The sequence below is a fragment of the Bacillus sp. ChL18 genome (assembly GCF_026241425.1).
Taxonomy (GTDB): Bacteria; Bacillota; Bacilli; order Bacillales; family Bacillaceae; genus Bacillus; species Bacillus velezensis.
Genome location: NZ_JAPHWE010000001.1, coordinates 2,021,415 through 2,041,125 on the forward strand (window position 1 = coordinate 2,021,415; position 19,711 = coordinate 2,041,125).

The 19,711-nt window shown below is 47.3% G+C and carries 20 protein-coding genes and 2 pseudogenes; 11 read left to right on the forward strand and 11 right to left on the reverse strand.

Going from position 1 to position 19,711, the window contains the following annotated elements:
• Window positions 1-20: 20 nt before the first annotated feature.
• The gene (locus OQ477_RS10000; protein WP_265972269.1) at window positions 21-290 is read right to left on the reverse strand and encodes an excalibur calcium-binding domain-containing protein; all 270 of its coding nucleotides are present in this window, start codon (window positions 288-290) and stop codon (window positions 21-23) included.
• Window positions 291-485: 195 nt separating this feature from the next.
• Here OQ477_RS10000 and OQ477_RS10005 point away from each other — a divergent pair, with 195 nt between their 5' ends.
• The gene (locus OQ477_RS10005) at window positions 486-1,196 is read left to right on the forward strand and encodes a YrpD family protein (RefSeq protein WP_029973179.1); all 711 of its coding nucleotides are present in this window, start codon (window positions 486-488) and stop codon (window positions 1,194-1,196) included.
• A 228-nt stretch (window positions 1,197-1,424) separates the two neighbouring features.
• Here the strand turns inward: OQ477_RS10005 and OQ477_RS10010 are convergent.
• From OQ477_RS10010 to OQ477_RS10025, 4 genes and pseudogenes are all read right to left on the reverse strand, one after another.
• Window positions 1,425-1,934: pseudogene (locus OQ477_RS10010) on the reverse strand (MepB family protein).
• Between the two features lie 121 nt (window positions 1,935-2,055).
• On the reverse strand, window positions 2,056-2,427 hold the full coding sequence (locus OQ477_RS10015; protein WP_095060894.1) for an iron chaperone: 372 nt from the start codon (window positions 2,425-2,427) through the stop codon (window positions 2,056-2,058).
• Between the two features lie 26 nt (window positions 2,428-2,453).
• Window positions 2,454-2,822 (reverse strand): iron chaperone, encoded by a 369-nt coding sequence (locus tag OQ477_RS10020; protein ID WP_012117235.1) that lies wholly within the window; start codon window positions 2,820-2,822, stop codon window positions 2,454-2,456.
• A gap of 145 nt (window positions 2,823-2,967) precedes the next feature.
• Entirely contained in the window at window positions 2,968-3,546 is a 579-nt protein-coding gene (locus OQ477_RS10025; RefSeq protein ID WP_003155179.1) for a competence protein ComK, read from the reverse strand.
• A gap of 315 nt (window positions 3,547-3,861) precedes the next feature.
• Between OQ477_RS10025 and OQ477_RS10030 the strand changes: the two genes are divergently transcribed.
• A complete protein-coding gene (locus tag OQ477_RS10030; protein ID WP_265972271.1) occupies window positions 3,862-4,095 on the forward strand; it encodes an IDEAL domain-containing protein in 234 nt (77 codons plus the stop codon).
• Between the two features lie 30 nt (window positions 4,096-4,125).
• Here the strand turns inward: OQ477_RS10030 and OQ477_RS10035 are convergent, their stop codons facing one another.
• On the reverse strand, window positions 4,126-4,983 hold the full coding sequence (locus OQ477_RS10035) for an SDR family oxidoreductase (protein WP_007610477.1): 858 nt from the start codon (window positions 4,981-4,983) through the stop codon (window positions 4,126-4,128).
• A 124-nt stretch (window positions 4,984-5,107) separates the two neighbouring features.
• On the opposite strand from OQ477_RS10035, the gene OQ477_RS10040 reads away from it, so the two are divergent.
• The 7 genes and pseudogenes from OQ477_RS10040 to OQ477_RS10065 all read left to right on the forward strand — a co-directional run bounded on the left by OQ477_RS10040 (window position 5,108) and on the right by OQ477_RS10065 (window position 11,888).
• Entirely contained in the window at window positions 5,108-6,631 is a 1,524-nt protein-coding gene (locus OQ477_RS10040) for an FAD-dependent oxidoreductase (protein ID WP_265972273.1), read from the forward strand.
• Between the two features lie 122 nt (window positions 6,632-6,753).
• Window positions 6,754-7,287: pseudogene (locus OQ477_RS21055) on the forward strand (protoglobin domain-containing protein); the annotation flags it as partial.
• Between the two features lie 243 nt (window positions 7,288-7,530).
• The gene (locus OQ477_RS21060) at window positions 7,531-8,046 is read left to right on the forward strand and encodes a methyl-accepting chemotaxis protein (protein WP_369878811.1); all 516 of its coding nucleotides are present in this window, start codon (window positions 7,531-7,533) and stop codon (window positions 8,044-8,046) included.
• 130 nt (window positions 8,047-8,176) lie between these two features.
• Window positions 8,177-8,734, forward strand: coding sequence for a biotin transporter BioY (locus tag OQ477_RS10050; protein ID WP_014304743.1), 558 nt, complete (start codon window positions 8,177-8,179; stop codon window positions 8,732-8,734).
• An 11-nt stretch (window positions 8,735-8,745) separates the two neighbouring features.
• Complete coding sequence (locus tag OQ477_RS10055) at window positions 8,746-10,182, forward strand: acyl-CoA synthetase (RefSeq protein ID WP_265972278.1); 1,437 nt, start codon at window positions 8,746-8,748, stop codon at window positions 10,180-10,182.
• On the forward strand, window positions 10,170-11,261 hold the full coding sequence (locus OQ477_RS10060) for an acetyl-CoA C-acyltransferase (protein ID WP_265972280.1): 1,092 nt from the start codon (window positions 10,170-10,172) through the stop codon (window positions 11,259-11,261). Before OQ477_RS10055 ends, OQ477_RS10060 begins: the two co-directional genes overlap by 13 nt.
• A 51-nt stretch (window positions 11,262-11,312) precedes the next feature.
• Window positions 11,313-11,888 carry a histidine phosphatase family protein gene (locus OQ477_RS10065; RefSeq protein WP_265972282.1) on the forward strand — a complete coding sequence of 192 codons (576 nt, stop codon included), beginning with the start codon at window positions 11,313-11,315 and terminating at the stop codon, window positions 11,886-11,888.
• Window positions 11,889-11,903: 15 nt separating this feature from the next.
• Here OQ477_RS10065 and OQ477_RS10070 read toward each other — a convergent pair whose 3' ends face one another.
• Window positions 11,904-12,782 carry an ABC transporter substrate-binding protein gene (locus OQ477_RS10070; protein ID WP_265972283.1) on the reverse strand — a complete coding sequence of 293 codons (879 nt, stop codon included), beginning with the start codon at window positions 12,780-12,782 and terminating at the stop codon, window positions 11,904-11,906.
• Window positions 12,783-13,270: 488 nt separating this feature from the next.
• On the opposite strand from OQ477_RS10070, the gene OQ477_RS10075 reads away from it, so the two are divergent.
• A complete protein-coding gene (locus OQ477_RS10075; RefSeq protein ID WP_259425242.1) occupies window positions 13,271-14,419 on the forward strand; it encodes a S8 family peptidase in 1,149 nt (382 codons plus the stop codon).
• A gap of 44 nt (window positions 14,420-14,463) precedes the next feature.
• Here the strand turns inward: OQ477_RS10075 and OQ477_RS10080 are convergent, their stop codons facing one another.
• Window positions 14,464-15,714, reverse strand: coding sequence for a M48 family metallopeptidase (locus OQ477_RS10080; RefSeq protein WP_265972286.1), 1,251 nt, complete (start codon window positions 15,712-15,714; stop codon window positions 14,464-14,466).
• Window positions 15,715-15,868: 154 nt separating this feature from the next.
• Between OQ477_RS10080 and OQ477_RS10085 the strand changes: the two genes are divergently transcribed.
• A complete protein-coding gene (locus OQ477_RS10085; protein WP_003155199.1) occupies window positions 15,869-16,264 on the forward strand; it encodes a hypothetical protein in 396 nt (131 codons plus the stop codon).
• Between the two features lie 48 nt (window positions 16,265-16,312).
• Here the strand turns inward: OQ477_RS10085 and OQ477_RS10090 are convergent, their stop codons facing one another.
• From OQ477_RS10090 to lplJ, 3 genes are all read right to left on the reverse strand, one after another.
• Complete coding sequence (locus OQ477_RS10090; RefSeq protein WP_265972288.1) at window positions 16,313-17,854, reverse strand: fatty acid--CoA ligase family protein; 1,542 nt, start codon at window positions 17,852-17,854, stop codon at window positions 16,313-16,315.
• A gap of 131 nt (window positions 17,855-17,985) precedes the next feature.
• Window positions 17,986-18,630 (reverse strand): SDR family oxidoreductase, encoded by a 645-nt coding sequence (locus tag OQ477_RS10095; protein ID WP_044802762.1) that lies wholly within the window; start codon window positions 18,628-18,630, stop codon window positions 17,986-17,988.
• Between the two features lie 80 nt (window positions 18,631-18,710).
• A complete protein-coding gene (gene lplJ / locus OQ477_RS10100; RefSeq protein WP_265972290.1) occupies window positions 18,711-19,706 on the reverse strand; it encodes a lipoate--protein ligase LplJ in 996 nt (331 codons plus the stop codon).
• Window positions 19,707-19,711: the final 5 nt, after the last annotated feature.

Sequence of the window (19,711 nt, forward strand, 5' to 3'; positions counted from 1 at the left end):
CTTTAAAGAGGCTTGTTTTTTTATTTCTCACATGCGATATAGTCTTTATCTCGGTCAAGTCTTTTATTTGCATTGTAAAGCGCTTTTGATACATACGGCTTGTACTTTGTTCTGCCGCCCTTGTTTTTCACTTTTGACGTCCGGGCTACGCCGCCCTTATACACCTTATTCAGCGCCTTGCAGTTTTGATACGTTTTCACCTTTGTTTTCGCTTCTGCCGTCTGCCCCGCTCCGTATGAACAACCGAACACCAGACCGAAAGACAAAAGCACAGCTGCCGTCTTTTTCATTTCTATCCTATCCCCTTTCCTGAATCATGCTTTATTGCTGAACATATCATAGTTCAAATAATCTCCATTTACAAGATAAATAGGAAAATAGTTTTAATTTACGTCCGCCCGTATATCTTTTATGGAATTTTTCCCAAAACCTTTTATAATATGAATTGATAGCGCTATCTGACTATGATGATAGGAGGAGAAATGATGATGAAAAAAGGGCTTCTTGCGGGTGTGCTCACTACAGCCGTTCTATTCGGCGCATGTACGGCGGATATCCCGGGGGTGATCAGCCCCAATACGGCGGAAGCGGCGTCCCAGCTCAGCAAAGGAATCGGCGGAAGAGCCTACCTGAACAGCACGGGCTCAGTTCTCGTCACGAAAATTCAGCTTCCAAGCTCGATTCAGGTGTCAAATGGGACAGCCTATATTTACTCAGGATTTACCGGAGGCACAGAGGCTGATATCGGGCTTCAGTACAGTGACACCTATCATGTATGGAAACCGATCATGAAAGTCGGTTCAAAGGGACAAGGCCAGGTCCGGTATCTGGAAGGAGAAAGCCAATTCACCTATACGAAAGGCTTCCGGCCCGGCAGCACCGTACAGCTGACCATTTACAAAAATCTGAACGGCAATACCCGCGCCACATATTGGGGCACGAATAATGACGGATACACCGGCCGCATCATCTCAGAACTCGCCCAAACAAATGTAGGCTCTGTTTCAAAATGGAAAGCGCTCGCCACCGTCGCGGTCACATCAGAGGATCAGCGCCCTTACATCAAATCAAACTTCTCAACAGCCTTTACAAACATCACGATCGACAATAAAGCAGTCACACCTGTGATTGATACACAGGATTTTGCCAAATTGACAGTGTCAGGCAGCAGCGTCAGCATGTCTGTCGTCAAATAAAGAATGTTGAACGCACGATTTCTGACATCGTGCGTTTCTTGAGGGTCTGCCGGATACGCAAATCCCTTATTTTTCGGATGACGTTTAATAAACAAACTCTGTTACATTCAAAATGTCGATTTCTATATAACAATTAGAGGAACCTCATTTGCTGAGGTTCCCCGTTATTTTCCAACTCACGCACCGGTTAACTTCACATACTGTCAGCCGGCTCAGGGCTGTCCAATTTTAGTTAGAATATAGCTTTAACAGGTCTTGTGCCGGAAAACGATCTGCATCGTTCGCCTCAACAAAATATGCCAACTGCCATTTTTGTGTTTCGATAGCTTATTTGCTAGTGGGATTTTCCCATTCAGGGTAAACTCTAATTGCCATTTTTCCTTTTGCAGCGGCTGTTTTAAGGATATTTTGCTTTACAAGAACTTCTTTTGGAAAAACAAATTGTCCAAAATGATGATTACTGGCAAAAGTATTGATAACCAATAAATCAGCAGCTTTTTCATATGAAAAGGCTTGGTTTTTACCATCTCCGTCTTTTTCCCAAAAAGCAACAAACTGTCCTATCTTGTTTGGCGTTATTTTTGCGACTCTGAATCGAACTGATGTTGAATTCAGTTGAAACATACCGGCCCCATACTCTGAGTTTTGAGCTTCTTCTTGAATATCATGTATCGTTAAGTGATTTGGTTCATAAAAAATTTTATTTACATATGTTAACGCCTTATAAAATTCATTCACTGCTTCGTACTCCTTATTTTTTATAGTACGTCATCCATTGCTTCTTGATTAAAATGGGCTGATCATGTGTTTCCAAAAAAAAACAGCCCTCCTCAGGGTTGTTTTTTTAACATTTCTTTCATTATTTCCGCCAAAATGCTGAGCAGTCCGCCTTATCCTGAATATTGAATTGAATCATGCGTTCAAGCAGCTCATAATGCACCGGTTCAGTCCATTGAATTCTGAACAAACGGGAAGTGGCGCTGTAGCCGGCACGGGCAATGTCGTCGGCAAAATGCGCAATCCCAGCTTCTTCGGGGGAAACACTTACATGATGCTTTGCTGCCGCAAAGCCGATAATAAAGGTGCCGTGATCGGTAAACATCGGCGTGTTCCACTTGATCTGCGCTTCTAAGTTCGGAAATTGGTCAGCCGTCCACGACAGGATTTCCTCCATTCGCAGACGATGATCAGGGCTGTCGATACTTGATAAATAGTCTTTGAAAACGTCCATGTCTTCCTCCTTCAACATCACGTCCGCTAGCGCCAAAACCCCGGATTTTCAGCTTTTTCCTTGATGTTAAATTCGATGATCTTCTTAAGCAGATCATAGTGCACCGGATCAGTCCATCGAATTCTGAACAGGCGCGAAGAAGCGCTGTACCCGGCTTGAGCGATGTCATCGGCAAAATGCTCCATCGTCTCTTTTTCAGGCAAAATGCTCAAATGATTTTTTGCCGCAGCAAACATAATGATATAGGTGCCGTGATCGGTAAATGTCGGTTTGTTCCACTTGATCTGCGCTTCTAAATTCGGAAATTGGCCAGCCGTCCACGACAAAATTTCCTCTGCTTTGAGACGGTGATCCGGGTTATCGATTCCTGATACATATTTTGCAAACACATCCATGCCCATCTCTCCTAAAATGAAATATCATTACTCTTTACATCATCATAGCCAACAGACGGACACGATACAACTCTGCCCGGGCATGTAAATCGAAAAAAGCCCTCCCCAAAAGGAGAGGACCCGTCCCTTCACATCACAGCTTTCTCTAATATCTCTCCCCCAGCTCCCGCAAAATAAAGTCGTAGATCATTCTTGTCCGCTCTTCTTTCGGATACAGCATGAATTCCTGCCGCTTCGGGATATGACTGCCCATCCTGTCCTGAAAAGTGGTTCTGAGATAGGCGGTTCTGTAAACCTGATTTTCAAAAGAATGATAGGATACTTCCAGTTCCATCGTTTTGCCGTTTGAGAACGTGACCGCTGTGTCATCAAATGCCGTCGGTTGAAAATCTTTAACGTGCACATGCGATATCCAGCCGCATTGAGGCCTTGCAGAAGAAAGTGTAGGGAATAAAAAGATGTGATTTGAAGGGTCCACCATAATCGGCGGCTTGTGAGAAATTTTAATCGCTTCATATGTTCCCGCTTTTCTCCCGGCATAGCTGGAGCCAAAGTAGCGGCAGCTTCTGTCGATGATGTGAATCGGCTTCATGCTGACATACAGAATGCAGTCTTTTTCAATGACCTTCGACCCCATTTTACCGTCTATTTCCTCAGGCAAAACAGCGATGGTTGAACGATTTACTTCATAGCTTTCTAAGGGTGCGTGTGTTTTCTGGCACATGATGTGCAGCCTCCAATCCTTTTCTTGAAAATTTATACTAATAATCTATCATCTGTCATTGGAAAACGACAGGTTTTTTTTGAATATAGCTAAAAATCACCTTTTAAAGATGTAATTTAGTCTTAAATTACTATTTAAATATTATTTTTCTTTTTCATTTCACCTCATTTACACAATGATCATTTTCGTTTTTTCGTCAATTTGCAGGATATGTCGATATATTTCCAAGTATTAGTTGTCTAAAGATTATAAAAATTAATTGATTTTTCCGGCCGTTATCCATATACTATAAAAAAGGCATTGGGGGGATTCTTTATGAAAGAGAAAAAGTCGTACACTGAGCTCATGAAGTCCCGCAACACGCAAAAAGTAAACGAATTCGATGTGACAATGGCCGATATTTACATTCAAATGGTGCTTGATGAATCCTTGTATAAACACCGGATCGCCATACTGACAATGCAGATTAATAAGGCGCTTGATGATAAAAATAAAGAAGCGTTCCTCACGCTTTCAAAAGAATATGCAGCACTCAAACAGAGTGAATAAGCCAATCCATATGGATTGGCTTTTTTTACATTATCCGTTTACGATGGTGCCGCCGTTCACATGAATCGTCTGTCCCGTGACATAGGAAGAATCATCGCTTGCTAAGTACAAATAGCTCGGCGCCACTTCAACAGGCTCTCCCGGGCGCTGCATCGGCACGTCTGAGCCGAAGACTTCCACTTCCTTCGCCGAGAAGCTCGCCGGGATCAGCGGCGTCCAGATCGGCCCCGGCGCCACTGCGTTTACCCTGATGCCCTGAGTGACAAGAGATTGGGAAAGAGATCTTGTAAACGTGACGATCGCCCCTTTAGTCGCTGAATAGTCAATCAATGTTTTGTGGCCTTTATAGGCGGTAATGGAAGCCGTATTAATGATTGAACTTCCTTTTTTCAGGTGAGGGAGCGCGGCTTTCGTTAAGTAAAACATTGAAAAAATATTCGTCTGAAACGTTCTGATGAGCTGGTGGCTCGTGATTTTCTCAATCCCCGGCTGCACGTGCTGCTCCCCCGCGTTGTTGACCAGGATGTCAATGGAAGGAAAGGCTTGGCCCGCCTGGCGGATGACATCGTTGCAGAAGGCTTCGTCGCCGACATCCCCTGCGATCAGCAGACACTTCGCCCCCTCTTTTTCTACATATTGCTTCGTCTCTTCGGCATCCTGATGCTCATCAAAGTAAACGATGACCACATTAGCGCCTTCCTTCGCGAATAAAACGGATACGGCGCGGCCGATCCCGCTGTCTCCGCCCGTGATGATCGCCGTTTTCCCTTCAAGTTTTTTCGCCGCTTTCGGTTTGTCAAAAACGGGGCGCGGGTCCATTACATATTCAAAGCCCGGCTGCCGGTTTTGATGCTGCGGCGGCAAGGTTTTCTTCTTCTGGTTAGCCATTTTGATCACTCCTTTACATTAATTACTATATTATGAGTAATTTGAGCATCTTATACGAATTTCATGTATGAATAGAGTCTTATTGGAAAAATTAAGAATATACAACAGAGGAGGTAAATCTGAATTGACTACTTTTTCAAACGAGGAACCGGCTTCCTATTGGAAAGCAACAGCTGACATTCCTACCTTTCCCGCCCTCACTGAAGATACGGAATGTGACGTTGCGATTATCGGCGGAGGAATTACGGGCCTGACAACGGCATACGAACTGACGAAAAGAGGTTTCCGTGTCGCTGTCATTGAAGCAGACCTGATTTTAAACGGGACGACCGCGGGCACGACCGCAAAAATCACCGCCCAGCATGATTTCATCTATGCCGATCTTATTCAGCAGATCGGCCTGACCAGCGCAAGGCTGTATTTCGAAGCCCATCTCCGCGCCATGGAAGACATGAAGCAGATTATGAAGGACCTTTCGATTAAATGCAGACTGGCTGAACAAGACGCATATCTTTACACCAATACAGAATCAGGCGTCAAAAAAATCCGCAGTGAGCAGGAAGCTTATACCAAGCTCGGCATTGAACATGAGCTTGTGAAAGAACTTCCCGTCCCCGTTGATTGCAGGCTCGGCCTCGCCATGAAGAATCAGGCGCAATTCCATCCGCTTTTATATGGTGCGGCGCTCGTCAAAGAGATCGTTAAAAACGGGGCGCGGATTTTTGAACAGACGGCTGCGATCGACATAAAAAAAGAACCGCAGCCGGAAGTGGTCACGAAAAACAGACACGGCATCAAGTGCAGCTACATTGTCTGCTCTTCCCACTTTCCTTTTTATGACGGAGGCGGGCTTTATGCCGCCAGAATGTATGCCAGCAGATCCTACGTACTCGCGGTAAAACCGAAACAAGCGTATCCGGACGGGATGTATCTCAGCATAGACAAGCCGTCCAGATCACTGCGATACACTGATTTGAACGGTGAAAAACTGGTTCTTGTCGGCGGCGAAAGCCACAAAACAGGCCAAGGAAAAGAAATGTCCGAGCATTACGAAGCGCTGAAACAATTTGCGGAAAACACAATCGGGGTTGAAAGCATCCCATATCATTGGTCTGCACAAGACCTTGTCACCATTGACAAAATTCCGTTCATCGGTCCCATCTCAGGCGATGAAGAACATATTTTGGCGGCGACCGGTTTTAAAAAATGGGGTATGACAAGCTCAGCGCTCGCCGCGAAGCTTTTGGCTGATCATATTCAAAACAAAAAGAACCCGTTTTCCGGCCTGTTTATCCCGTCACGCTTCCACGCAGATCCGGGACTGAAAAAACTGATTTCTTATAATGCCGACGTGGCCAAACACCTTATCTCAGGCAAACTTGAGAGGCCGGACGCTTCACCTGAGACTCTTCGGCCCGGGGAGGGAAAAATCGTAACGGTAAACGGCAAACGGGCCGGCGCCTATAAAGATGAAAAAGGCTGTCTGCATCTTGTCGATACGACATGCACCCATTTAGGCTGTGAGGTTGAATGGAATGACGGCGAACGGACGTGGGACTGTCCTTGTCACGGGTCCCGGTTCACACCTGACGGCGGGGTTGCCGAAGGTCCCGCCATCAAGCCGCTGAAACGCCTCACCCAAGATTGACTAAACCATTCGTACAGAATGGTTTTATTTTTTTCTGCATTAAAATATTTTTATCAGATTCCTTCATTCAAGTTCCTTCCATACCGATAAAAAGAAAAAGAGAATATCTGGGGGAACTTATATTGTTATTTAAAAAAGACCGCAAAAAAGAAACAGCTTATTTTTCAGAAGCCGATGAAAAAAAACGCATCGCGCTTTCAAATCAATATGCAGATGTCCAAAAACAGCTGAAAATGGTCAAGCTCGGAAACGAAGAACTTCATGTGCTTGAAGAGCTGCAGCCGTTAATTAAAGAACATATCTCAACAATCGTCGATTCCTTTTACCGAAATCTGGATCATGAAAAATCATTAATGACGATCATTAACGACCACAGCACGGTCGAGCGCCTGAAAAAAACATTACGGCGTCATATCCATGAGATGTTTGCCGGCACGATTGATGATGAATTCATTGAAAAAAGACAGCGCATCGCTTCCATCCACTTGCGGATCGGCCTTGAACCGAAATGGTATATGGGAGCGTTTCAAGATCTGCTTCTGTCGATGATGAACATATATGAAGCAGCAATCCCGGATTTGCATGAGCTTTTAAAAGCGATCAAAGCGACGACGAAAATATTGAATCTTGAACAGCAGCTCGTCCTTGAAGCATTCCAGACTGAATATAACTGCCAGCGTGACGAACAAGAGGAAAAGAAAGCCCGTCTTCATCAAAAAATCCAGGAAACATCCGGATCACTCGCTGATTTGTTTTCTGAAACGAGCAGAGCCGTGCAGGAGCTGGTCGATAAATCCGAGGGCATTTCCGAGGCGTCAAAAGCCGGCACCGTCACTTCCGTACATGTCGAAGAAAAATCAATCGGCGGGAAAAAAGAGCTTGAAAGCCAGCAGAAGCAGATGAATAAAATCGACGCCAGCCTTCTGCAGATTGAAGAAGAAATGGACAAGCTGAATGACATCGCCCAGCAGATCGAAAAAATCTTCGGCATCGTGACGGGGATCGCCGAGCAAACGAATCTCCTGTCACTCAACGCTTCAATAGAATCCGCGAGAGCCGGGGAGCACGGCAAAGGGTTCGCCGTTGTGGCGACGGAGGTAAGAAAGCTTTCAGAGGATACGAAAAAAACCGTTTCCACCGTATCAGAGCTCGTGAACAATACCAATACACAAATCGACATCGTGTCCAAGCATATTAAAGATGTAAACGGACTTGTAAGTGAAACGAAAGAAAAAATGGCGCAGATCAACCGTCTGTTTGATGACATCGTCCAAAGCATGAAAACGAGCAAAGACCAGACAGGCAAAATCGACGTTGATTTGCAGGCCTTTCTCGGCGGCCTTCAAGAAGTCAGCCGCGCCGTTTCCCACGTTGCATCATCCGTTGATTCACTTGTTATCCTTACAGAAGAATAAAGATAAACCGACCGGCCTTTTTCATAAAGGGCCGGTCTTTTTAATGTTAACTCAAAATATAATATAGTTGACATATATAAAGACTCGCTTTATTGTATAAACATATTTTGATAAGCTGGAGGAATACATAATGAAATTGACAGAAATGATGCATATTGCCGTGTTTACCGCCATTATGGGACTTTTGGGACTGCTCCCGCCGCTTTTCTTATCCTTTACGCCGGTTCCGATTACGCTCCAGACGATCGGTGTGCTCTTATCGGGAAGCATCCTAAAACCGAAAGCGGCGTTTTTAAGCCAATTGCTGTTTTTGCTGATTGTGGCATGCGGAGCGCCTCTCCTTTCAGGCGGCAGAGGCGGGTTCGGGGTTTTTTTCGGGCCGAGCGCCGGATATCTCATCGCATATCCGCTGGCGGCATTACTGCTGAGCCTCAGCATCCAAGGCCTTCGCTCAGCTGCTGTCCCCCATTTGTTTATCAGACAGTTCTTGTTCGGCGTGCTGTTTTTGTATGTCATCGGCATTCCCGTTCAGGCTTTTATAATGCACATTGATATCTTGACTGCCGTAAAGCTCAGCCTCATCTATGTGCCCGGAGATCTGCTTAAAGCGGCCGCAGCCTCATTCGCAGCCGTAAGAATCAGAAAAACTCTTCAAGCAAGCCGGCTTTTGCCGACGAAAGGAAGCTGATTTTAGTCATCATGATTACATCATCATATTCAGATACAGCCGGACAAGCGCCGGAACAGATCGCAATTCAGACAGAAACAGAACAGATCACCTATCAAACTTGGAACAGGCTAGTAAACCAAACCGCAAACTGGCTTGGCAGCCTTTCAGGAAAGCCGGAAAACATTGCAATATTACTGCCGAACGGCATCCCTTTTTTACAACTTTTCGCAGGGGCGGCGCATGCCGGCTGCACGGCGGTTCCGTTAGATCCCCGCTCGGCAGCGGCGGAACTCGCGGATCAGCTGAACATCAGCAATACCGACCTCGTCATCTGTGACCGCCGGCTGAGCGGCAGACTGGACGACGTCAAAACGCCTGTCATCCTGTGGGATGAATGCAGGCCTTTGATCGAGGCCGAAAAAACGGAAGGCGCTTTGATCAAAAACGCCGGCCTGCCCTTTTATACCGGGTTCACCTCGGGATCGACCGGTAAGCCGAAAGCCTTCACCCGCTCTCACCGTTCGTGGCTGGAGAGCTTTTCTTGTACGAAACGTGAATTCGGCATTTCCCCTGATGACAAAGTGCTGGTACCGGGCACGCTTCGCTCGTCACACTTTTTATACGGCGCCGTCAGCACTTTGTTTATCGGCGGAACCGTCATCCTTCAAAGAAAATTCAATCCGGCCGGAATGAAAGACCGGCTCAGACAAGCTGACGTTCTATATACCGTTCCGACAATGACGGACGCCCTGCTCTCACTAGAGGCGTTTCCGGATACACCGCTCAAAGTGATTTCTTCCGGTGCAGACTGGCCCGCTTCGTCTAAACAAGCGCTGTCAGAACGCTATCCCCATTTGCGGTTGTACGATTTTTACGGAACGTCTGAGCTGAGTTTCGTGACGTTCTTATCGCCTGAAGACAGCGCCCGAAAGCCTGACGCGGCGGGCCGTCCGTTTGAAAATGTTACAATCGAAATCCGCCGCCCCGGAGGAGAACGCTGCATGCCGGGCGAAACGGGGAAGATTTTTGTGAACAGCCCGATGAAATTTTCCGGATACATCAACGGCGCAAAACCTGATGATTCCGGCTGGATAACGGTTGATGACATGGGATATATCGATCGTGAAGGCTATCTTTATATCGAAGGACGTGAAAACGGGATGATCGTATCAGGCGGCCTGAATGTATTCCCCGAAGAGATAGAACGTGTGCTCAACCGCTGTCCGGGCGTCAGAAAAGCGGCCGTCATCGGCATTCCTGATGATTATTGGGGCAGTATCGCCGTTGCGGTGATCGACGGACATGCAAATGTAAAGGAACTGAAGAAACAGTGCCGCGAGCAGCTGGCGGCATATAAAATCCCGAAAAAATGGCTGTTTTCAAAAATACCGGAAACAGCCGGCGGAAAGATCGCCCGTGCCGCCGTACAAAAGCAGGCAAAGGACATGATGGAATGGAAGCTGTAATTACGGATGCGAAACGGACGATTTTCGCCCGGGAAAACGGCCTGTTAAAAGACTGTCTCCCAGAAGATTTGGCAGCTCCGCTGATCCGCCATTTGAGCCGGAACATGCCCGAAGACATTGATGAAGTCCTGATCGGAAACGCGACAGGCCGCGGCGGGAATCTCGCCCGGCTGTCAGCCTTGGCCGCCGGACTTCCTTTGAGCGTGTCCGGTACGACCATCGACAGGCAGTGCGGCTCCGGACTGGACGCCGTGAGGGTCGCGTGCCACTTTGTCAAAGCCGGCGCGGGGAGCACGTACATCGCGGGAGGAGCGGAGAGCAGCAGCCGTTCCCCTTTCTCATCCCGGGCGCGCTTTTCTCCTGAACACATCGGCGATCCTGATATGGGCATAGCAGCCGAGTATACGGCACAGGCTTACGGCGTAACGAGAAAGATGCAGGATGAATATGCCCTTCTCAGCTATGAACGGAGCGTCAAAGCGCACGAAGACGGCTTGTACCGCCGGGAAATTCTTCCCTGTCACGGATTCGCCGCTGACGAAAACATGCTGAAAAAGCGGAACATGGAGCCTCTCATCTCCCGTGCCAAACCCGTCTTTCAGTCCGGAGGCTCTGTCACCGCCGCCAACAGCTGCGGAATTTCTGACGGGGCGGCGGCAGTTTGTGTGATGGAAGAACAAAAAGCGCGGTCTCTCGGTTTAAAGCCGGGATTGCGTTTTATCGGGAGCGCGGTAAGCGGCGTCCATCCGCATTATCCGTCAGCAGCTCCGGTGTATGCCGTCAAAAAGCTTTTGAAGGAACGGGACCTGTCACCGGATGATATTGATATATACGAAATCAACGAGGCGTTTGCCGTCAAAATATGCGTTTTTTCACAGCAGCTTCAAGTGCCGTATTCTAAAATAAATGTCCGGGGCGGCGCTCTGGCGGTCGGGCATCCGTACGGGGCTTCCGGGGCAGCGCTTGTCACCCGGCTTTTTTATGAAGCAAAAAGACGCCCGGATGCCCGCTACGCAGCAGCAGCAATCGGCAGCGGAGGGGGAGTCGGACTGGCGCTTCTCTTTGAAGTGTTAACGTAACGGCAGTATAATAGATGATATCGATAAAAAATTGATCGGAGTGGAGACTTTATGACTGCCGTTTGTTTAGTAAGACATGGAGAGACTGATTGGAATGCCCAAAAGAAGCTTCAAGGCAAATCGGATATTCCGTTAAATGCGACGGGAGAGCGTCAGGCGAAAGAAACAGGAGAGTACTTAAAGGGGTCCGAATGGGATGTCATCGTCTCAAGCCCGATGAAACGGGCCAGAAAAACAGCTGACATTATTAACGGGTTTTTGAATCTTCCCATTGTCGTCATGGAAGATTTCAGAGAACGGAGCTACGGTGATGCGGAAGGAATGTCTTTATCGGAACGGTCGAAGCGCTACCCGGATAAAAACTACCCGAACATGGAGACCGCAGAAGAGCTGACAGACAGAATGCTTGCCGGTTTAGTGAAAGTTCAGGAGCGGTTTCCTGAGCAAAAAGTACTGATCGTCGCTCACGGCGCAGCCATTCACGCCCTCTTGTCCGCCATTTCTGACGGTGATACCGACATACAAAACGCTAAGCTTGTCAATGCGTGCCTGAGCAATATAGAACGAATTGAAAATAAGTGGCGCGTCAAAGATTACAATGTAAGCAGCCACCTATCAGAATCATAACAAAAAGGCCCGAATTCAGTTTTGGGCCTTTTTGGCGAGCGTTTTTTTCTGAAGATCATGTAATATGGCGTCCGCACCGTCAATGCTCCGGCGCTCCGTCCATACCGCCCTGTCCGCGCGGTAAACGTGTCCGTTTTTTACGGCCGTCAGCTGTTTCCAGAGGTGATTTTTTTCGGGTTCTTTCTCACCGTCCAACATTACGATGTAATCAGGATCGATATGCAAAAGCTGCCCGGGCGTCATTTTGATAGAGTCTGATTTCCCGCCGTGCTCCGTCTGGACGGCATATGTAAACCCTGCGAGCGTCAAAAGCCGGGACGTAAAAAACTGATCATCCTTTACGGAAATGCTGTCATTTGCAGCGTCAATTAATAAAATCGTGCCGCCTTCTGCATCCAGCTTTCTTTTGATGTCATTCAGCTTTTCTTCCTGAGCCGACAATTGTTTCTCTATGATGCCCTCTTTACCGACCGCCTTTTCAATGGTAAGGGCAGCGTCAACCGCATCCTGATAATCCGCAGCTTCATTTTTTAAAGCGATTGTCGGAGCGATCTTCGTCAGTTTATGGTATATCCCCCTGTGAAGGCTTGAGTCTGCAATGATGAGATCGGGTTTTAACGAAGTGATCTTTTTCAAATCGGGATGTGACGGGGGCCCGACGGACGGACTGCCGTCGTTTCGCTCTGACCGGTTATCCGCCGCGGCCGCCGGCTTTATGCCGAGATCATGGAGGGTGTCAATAAAGCCCTCATTCAATACGGCGATGCGCTGCGGGTGCGCAGTCACATGCGAGGTCCCCAGATCGTGCCTGACGGCGGTTTCATGTTCCTGTTCTGAGCATGCCGTTATGAAGAGAACGGATAAGATCATCAGCATACTGAAAATTGGTTTCATCTGTTCCTCCTCTTTCGTTTTTCCGCAATTATATCATTGACAATATAAGTATCAATGATATTCATTATCATTATTTTTATAAAATGGTTTCACAGCTTTTCTCCGTAAAGAAAGCCGAAGACTGATTCATGCCGGCCGCTTTATTTCATTCCGCTTTCGTTTCCATCAGACTTCTGCATTCAACAAAAGGTGACATTTATCCTGTTTTTGCCTCAGCTTCCAAAAATGGAATCAAACCGTTCGACCCAGCAAACAAGAGAGCGATTGCGGCTGTGTACAAATACTCATGTCCTTCCATCGGTTTTTTCCATTAAAATTTAAATATTTCGGGTTCCTATTAAACGAAAGAGAGATGATATACCTAAATAGAAATAAAACAAACTGAAAAAAATTGGGTCTACTAAAATATTATTCCATGCTATACAATTAATCCACAGAATAATCTGTCTATTGGTTGTTCTGCAAATGAAAAAAGGAGTGGATAAAGAGTGAGAGGCAAAAAGGTATGGATCAGTTTGCTGTTTGCTTTAGCGTTAATCTTTACGATGGCGTTCGGCAGCACGTCTCCTGCCCAGGCGGCAGGGAAATCAAACGGGGAAAAGAAATACATTGTCGGATTTAAACAGACAATGAGCACGATGAGCGCCGCTAAGAAAAAAGATGTCATTTCTGAAAAAGGCGGGAAAGTGCAAAAGCAATTCAAATATGTAGACGCAGCTTCAGCTACATTAAATGAAAAAGCTGTAAAAGAGCTGAAAAAAGACCCTAGCGTCGCTTACGTTGAAGAAGATCACGTTGCAAAAGCGTACGCGCAGTCCGTGCCTTACGGCGTATCACAGATTAAAGCCCCTGCTCTGCACTCCCAAGGCTTCACCGGATCAAATGTTAAAGTAGCGGTTATCGACAGCGGCATCGATTCTTCTCATCCTGATTTAAAGGTAGCAGGCGGAGCCAGCATGGTTCCTTCTGAAACAAATCCTTTCCAAGACAACAACTCCCACGGAACTCACGTTGCCGGTACAGTTGCGGCTCTTAATAACTCAGTCGGTGTATTAGGCGTTGCGCCAAGCGCATCTCTTTACGCTGTAAAAGTTCTCGGCGCTGACGGTTCCGGCCAGTACAGCTGGATCATTAACGGAATTGAGTGGGCGATCGCAAACAATATGGACGTTATTAACATGAGCCTCGGCGGACCTTCTGGTTCTGCAGCGTTAAAAGCGGCAGTTGACAAAGCCGTTGCTTCCGGCGTCGTAGTCGTAGCGGCAGCCGGTAACGAAGGCACTTCCGGCGGCTCAAGCACAGTGGGCTACCCTGGTAAATACCCTTCTGTCATCGCGGTAGGCGCTGTTAACAGCAGCAACCAAAGAGCATCTTTCTCAAGCGTAGGTTCTGAGCTTGATGTCATGGCACCAGGCGTCTCTATCCAAAGCACGCTTCCTGGAAACAAATACGGCGCGTACAATGGTACGTCAATGGCATCTCCGCACGTTGCCGGAGCGGCTGCTTTGATTCTTTCTAAGCACCCGAACTGGACAAACACTCAAGTCCGCAGCAGTTTAGAAAACACCACTACAAAACTTGGTGATGCTTTCTACTACGGAAAAGGGCTGATCAACGTACAGGCGGCAGCTCAGTAAAACATAAAAAACCGGCGTCGGGCATGGCCCCGCCGGTTTTTTTATTATTTTTCTTCCTCCGCATGTTCAATCCGCTCCATGATCGACGGGTGGCTCCCTCTGAAAATTTTGACGAGAAACGGCGGGTTGACCCGGCTCAGTCCCGTATCGGCCAAGTCCTGAAACGTCTCAATCGCCGCTTCCCGGTTTCCGGTCAGCTCGATGCCGTAGCGGTCGGCGGCGTTTTCCTGATACCTGGAGACGGCATTCGTAATCGGATCAGAAGCAAAACTGAGAACGGATATGAGCAGCAATAACAGCGGGAGGGCGGCCAGATCTTCAGGCCCCTTTATATGAAGCATTCGGCCGAAGAATTTGGACAGCCGCTTATAAAGCTTGTCAATGATATAGAACCCGGCTAATGACAGCAGCAGATACCCGGCCAGTCCGATGTACACGTGCTTCATCACATAGTGCCCCATCTCATGCCCCATAATGAACAAAATTTCCCGATCCTTCAGTTTGTTAAGCGTCGTATCCCACAAAACGATCCGCTTATTCGAACCGATCCCCGTCACATACGCATTCAGCGCATTCGTTTTCTCCGACATATTGACTTCATAAACATGGCTGGCCGGAATATCGGCCTTGTCGGCAAGCGACAAGATTTTGCTTTCCAGCTCCTTGTCTTTCAGCGGATAGAAATCATTGTATAAAGGATCAATCACGACCGGCTGCAGGAAAAACAAAAACAGGGTAAACGGCACAGTAAGAAACCAAGCGTAAAACCACCATTTTTTTGTATGCTTTGTGATCAGCCAGTAAAACACAAGCACACACACGGCAAACAGCGGAAAACTGATCCAGAAATCAATGACATGGTCTCTTATCCAGCTTGCTGTTGTCTGCGTCGAAATATGATACGCAAGCGAAACCCGATATCCGATCCACTCAAGCGGAAGCGAAGCCGCCGTAACGATGAGTGAAATCACAAATACGAAGCTTACGATTTGCAGCACCCGAAAGCGCACCGCTGCTTCGAGCCAATGCTTTATTTTTTTGGCAAGCCCCGTAATGAGCAGCAGAAAAAATAAAAACCAATCTAACGGCGCTCCGATGAAAAATAAAAAATCCTTTACATTTGAAAAGTTTTCAGCGGCTGCCAGGCGGCCCGGGTCCATAAACGAGGACGGATCGGCTTTCGTTCCCTTTACGGCCTCCGGGACGGCGGAGTCTCCTGTCATAAAGAAATACCAATAGAAAAAAAGGCCGTACAGCACATAGGCAAGCCCCGCTGCCGCTATCCATTTGCGCATGGAAGTCTCCCTCCTTAGCCTTATGACTTACTCCTATTGTAAGCATAAATGCAAATAAATAGAACCAAGCCTCCGAAACGGATGTTAATCTTTTCACAACAGAAAAGAATGGAACAACAGGAAGCGGGAAAGACTAAAAGACGGAGTGATGAATATGAAAAAAATAATCGCGTTTATTGTAGTAATCGCCCTTTTGGTTATTGCTTTCTTCTATGTATACAGCCGGACCGGCGATGTGTTTCCATCAAGCAACGCAGATCTGATTATTCTGTCTGAGCACGGAAAAAAAGAAATCAAAATTAAAGACAGGCAGAATGTAAAAGATATGCTCGATATCTTGAACCAAGGAAAACAAGTCAAACTGACCAAAAGCGTATCTCCCGATTACGACGGAACGGTCAAATACCATGAAGACCGTTTTGATTCATTCAGCATGTGGCTCGAAAGCGGCAATTATATGATGTACAAGTATAAAAACACGTATTACAAACTGACCCGGCATGATACGAAGCTTGTGCAAAGCATCATTAAGGAAGAATCACAGAGCTGACCGGATCAGCATGTAAAAGCGAAGCCCCCCGGCTTCGCTTTTCGTCCGTCATTTCGGAAGCATGTCCCGGACCGCCCGTCTCAGCAGCTTTCCGGTCGCGTTCTTCGGAATCTCATCAAGAAAAACCACTTCCGCCGGCCGTTTATATTTTGCCAAATGTGTTTCACAGTAATCAAAAACCGCCTGCTCTGTCAGCTCACCGTCCCCAGGCACTATATAAGCATGCACCGCTTCCCCCGTTTTGGCGTCAGGAACGCCGATGACCACGGCTTCTTTAATGCCCTCATGGCTGTAGAGCACTTCTTCTACTTCGCGCGGATAGACGTTATATCCGCCGACGAGAATCATATCTTTTTTTCTGTCGACGATATAAAAATAACCGTCTTCGTCGCGCTTCGCCAAATCACCCGTGTACAGCCAGCCGTCTTTCAGCGCGTGCTCCGTCTCCTCGGGCATCTTGTAATAGCCTTTCATTACATTCGGCCCTTTCACGATCAATTCTCCCACTTGATGGTCAGGCAATTCGCGTCCGAGTGTATCGACGACTTTATTTTCGACATGTAAAATATTCGTCCCGATCGAGCCGGGCTTTCTCCCCCGGTCAAACGGATTAAAACAAGTAACCGGAGACGCTTCAGAAAGTCCGTACCCCTCCAGAATGGTGACGTCAAAGGTTTGTTCAAACGTCTGCAACAGAGCGACCGGCATAGAGGCCCCGCCTGAAATGCACAGTCTGACGGACGCAAAATCCTCCGCCTTGCCGTGCTCGTATTGATACAGATAGTTATACATCGTCGGAACGCCGGCAAAAATGGTTGCCTGACGGCTTTTAATCAGTTTAAACACAGAAGCCGGGCTGAATTGCGGCTCGATTAAGACACACGCTCCGCTCATCAGAGGCGCATTCATACAAACGGTTAAACAAAACACGTGAAACATCGGCAATGCCGCCACAATTTTGTCTTTCTCATTCATTCCTAAGTATCCGGCGACATCATTTGCATTGGAGAAAAGATTCTGATGGGTGAGCATGGCGCCTTTCGGTTTTCCGGTCGTCCCTGAGGTGTATAAAATGACGGCAGTATCATCTTTGGACAATGTCGGATAAGTTCTGCTGCGCTCCGTCGGGCGGAGCATTTTTGCAAACGTTGTCATTTTTAAGCGCAATTGAGGGTCTTGTGTCGATGGAGCGTTCTCTGCTGTCTGGCTGATAATGATATGCTCCAGCAGCGGCAGCGAGCCGTGCAGGCTTTCAAATACGGGAATTAAAAGGTCGATGCCGGCGATCGCTTTGACATCGCCGTTTTTCAGCATGTATGCGATTTCTGAAGGTGTATATGCCGGATTAACAGGTATGACGACAATTCCCGCTTTTAACGCGCCGAAAAACGCAATAACAAAATCAGGCGTATTTCCGAGCAGCAGCGCGAGATGATCCCCTTTTTTCAGTCCCCTGTCCTCCAAGCCGTTTGCAAATGCTTTGATTTTACCTGCCAGCTCCTCATACGTCATGTACTGATCTTGAAACAGACAAGCTGGTTTTTCCGGTTTCTGCGATGCCGTTTCTTCCAATTTGGAAACCAGATTCATTTTCCCACCCCTTTAAAAAAGTAATGAATGAATAGTCATTCATTTATCCCGAATAAACGTTCACTTTTATTATAGAAAAATATAGAAAAACACTCAAGGGCAAAAAGCCCCGAGTGCCGTAAAACCGGAAACTATAATTGTTTCAGCGCTTCACTGACCGGCGTGCCGCCCGCCGTCAGATCGAATGCTTTTTCATACGTATTCGGTTCATCAAGGGATGCGATAACGGTCTTGGCGACATCGTCTCTTGAAATGGAGCCTCTTTCTAAATCGGCCGCGGCTTTGATATTTCCCGTGCCGGGATCATTTAATAACCCGCCCGGCCGGATAATCGTATACGTCAGACCGCTCGCTTCAAGAATTTTATCCGCATAATGCTTTGCGGCGTAATACGGCTTCAGCGCTTCATTCCAATTGCCGCGGTTATGAGCCTGCAGGGCGCTTACCATAATGAACCGCTTGATGCCGGCTTTCTTTGCCGCTTCTATCGCTTTCGCCGCTCCGTCAAGATCAATCAAAAGCGTCTTATCGTATCCGGTGCTTCCCCCTGATCCGGCGGTAAACACAATCGCGTCACAGCCTTCAGCGGCTTTCGCGATGTCTTCCGTGCTTCCTTCCAAATCTGCAAGAACGGCTTCTGTTCCCGCGGCTTGAAGCGCTTCTTTCTGCTCTTGTTTCCGGACCATCGCCCGCAGCGTATGCGTGCCGTCTTTTTGAAACAGTCCGGTCAGCCGCTGTCCGATCTGTCCGTTTGCTCCGATGAGAAATACTTTCATCATGATCCCTCCCCATTCATTATGGTTCTATCATTTCACAAAAACGGGCGCTGATTCAAATCATGCGTTCGGCAAATGTTCTAATAAATCAGCTCGAGGAAATCTTCCAGCTCTATTTTGCCGAAATACTGTTTCAGATCGATTCCGGCCAGCGCCTCCCTGATAGCGGTTCTGTCATACTGTTTTCCGGTCAGCGCCTGTTCGACTTCACTCACATCTTTCGCACCGAAGAAATCACCGAAAATTTTGCAGTCCTGAATGATTCCTTTTTTCACTTCAAGACGCAGATCAATCGATCCGACCGGATAACGTTTAGAATGCTGAAGATTAAATGCGGGCGACCTTCCGAAATTCCAGTCCCAGTTTTGATAGCGCTCTTCGGAAATCTTCCGGATCGCTTTCCAGTCTTCATCGGTCAGTTTATATTCCGGCACTTCGGAGAGATCATTTGTATTAAAAATATGGTGAAGCAGGTGCTTTTTGAATTCATCGGCCGTCATTTTGTCATCAAGAAACTCGCTGATGTTGGCGACACGGCTTCTGATTGACTTAATGCCTTTTGATTCGATTTTGTCTTTTTTCACTTTCAAGGCTGACACAACATGATCAATGGCGGAATCCAGCATTAATGTTCCGTGGCTGAAAATACGCCCTTTCGTCGAAAATTGAGCGTTGCCGGAAATTTTTCTGCCGTCCGCGACGATGTCGTTTCGGCCGCTTAATTCAGCTTCCACACCGAGCTGGCGCAGCGCCTGAATAACGGGTTCGGTGAATTTTTTGAAATTGTGAAAGCTGTCGCCGTCATCCTTGGTGATAAAACTGAAATTCAGATTCCCGAGGTCATGGTAAACCGCACCGCCTCCTGACAGCCTGCGGACGACGATGATTCCGTTATCTTCTACGTATTTCGTATTGATTTCTTCTATTGTGTTTTGGTTCTTCCCGATGATAATCGACGGCTGATTGACATAAAACAGCAGGTATGTCGGTTCAGGGTCGAGATGCTTCACGCAATATTCCTCGATCGCGAGGTTGATCCTCGGATCGGTTATGTTTTGGTTGTCGATAAATAACATGGTGC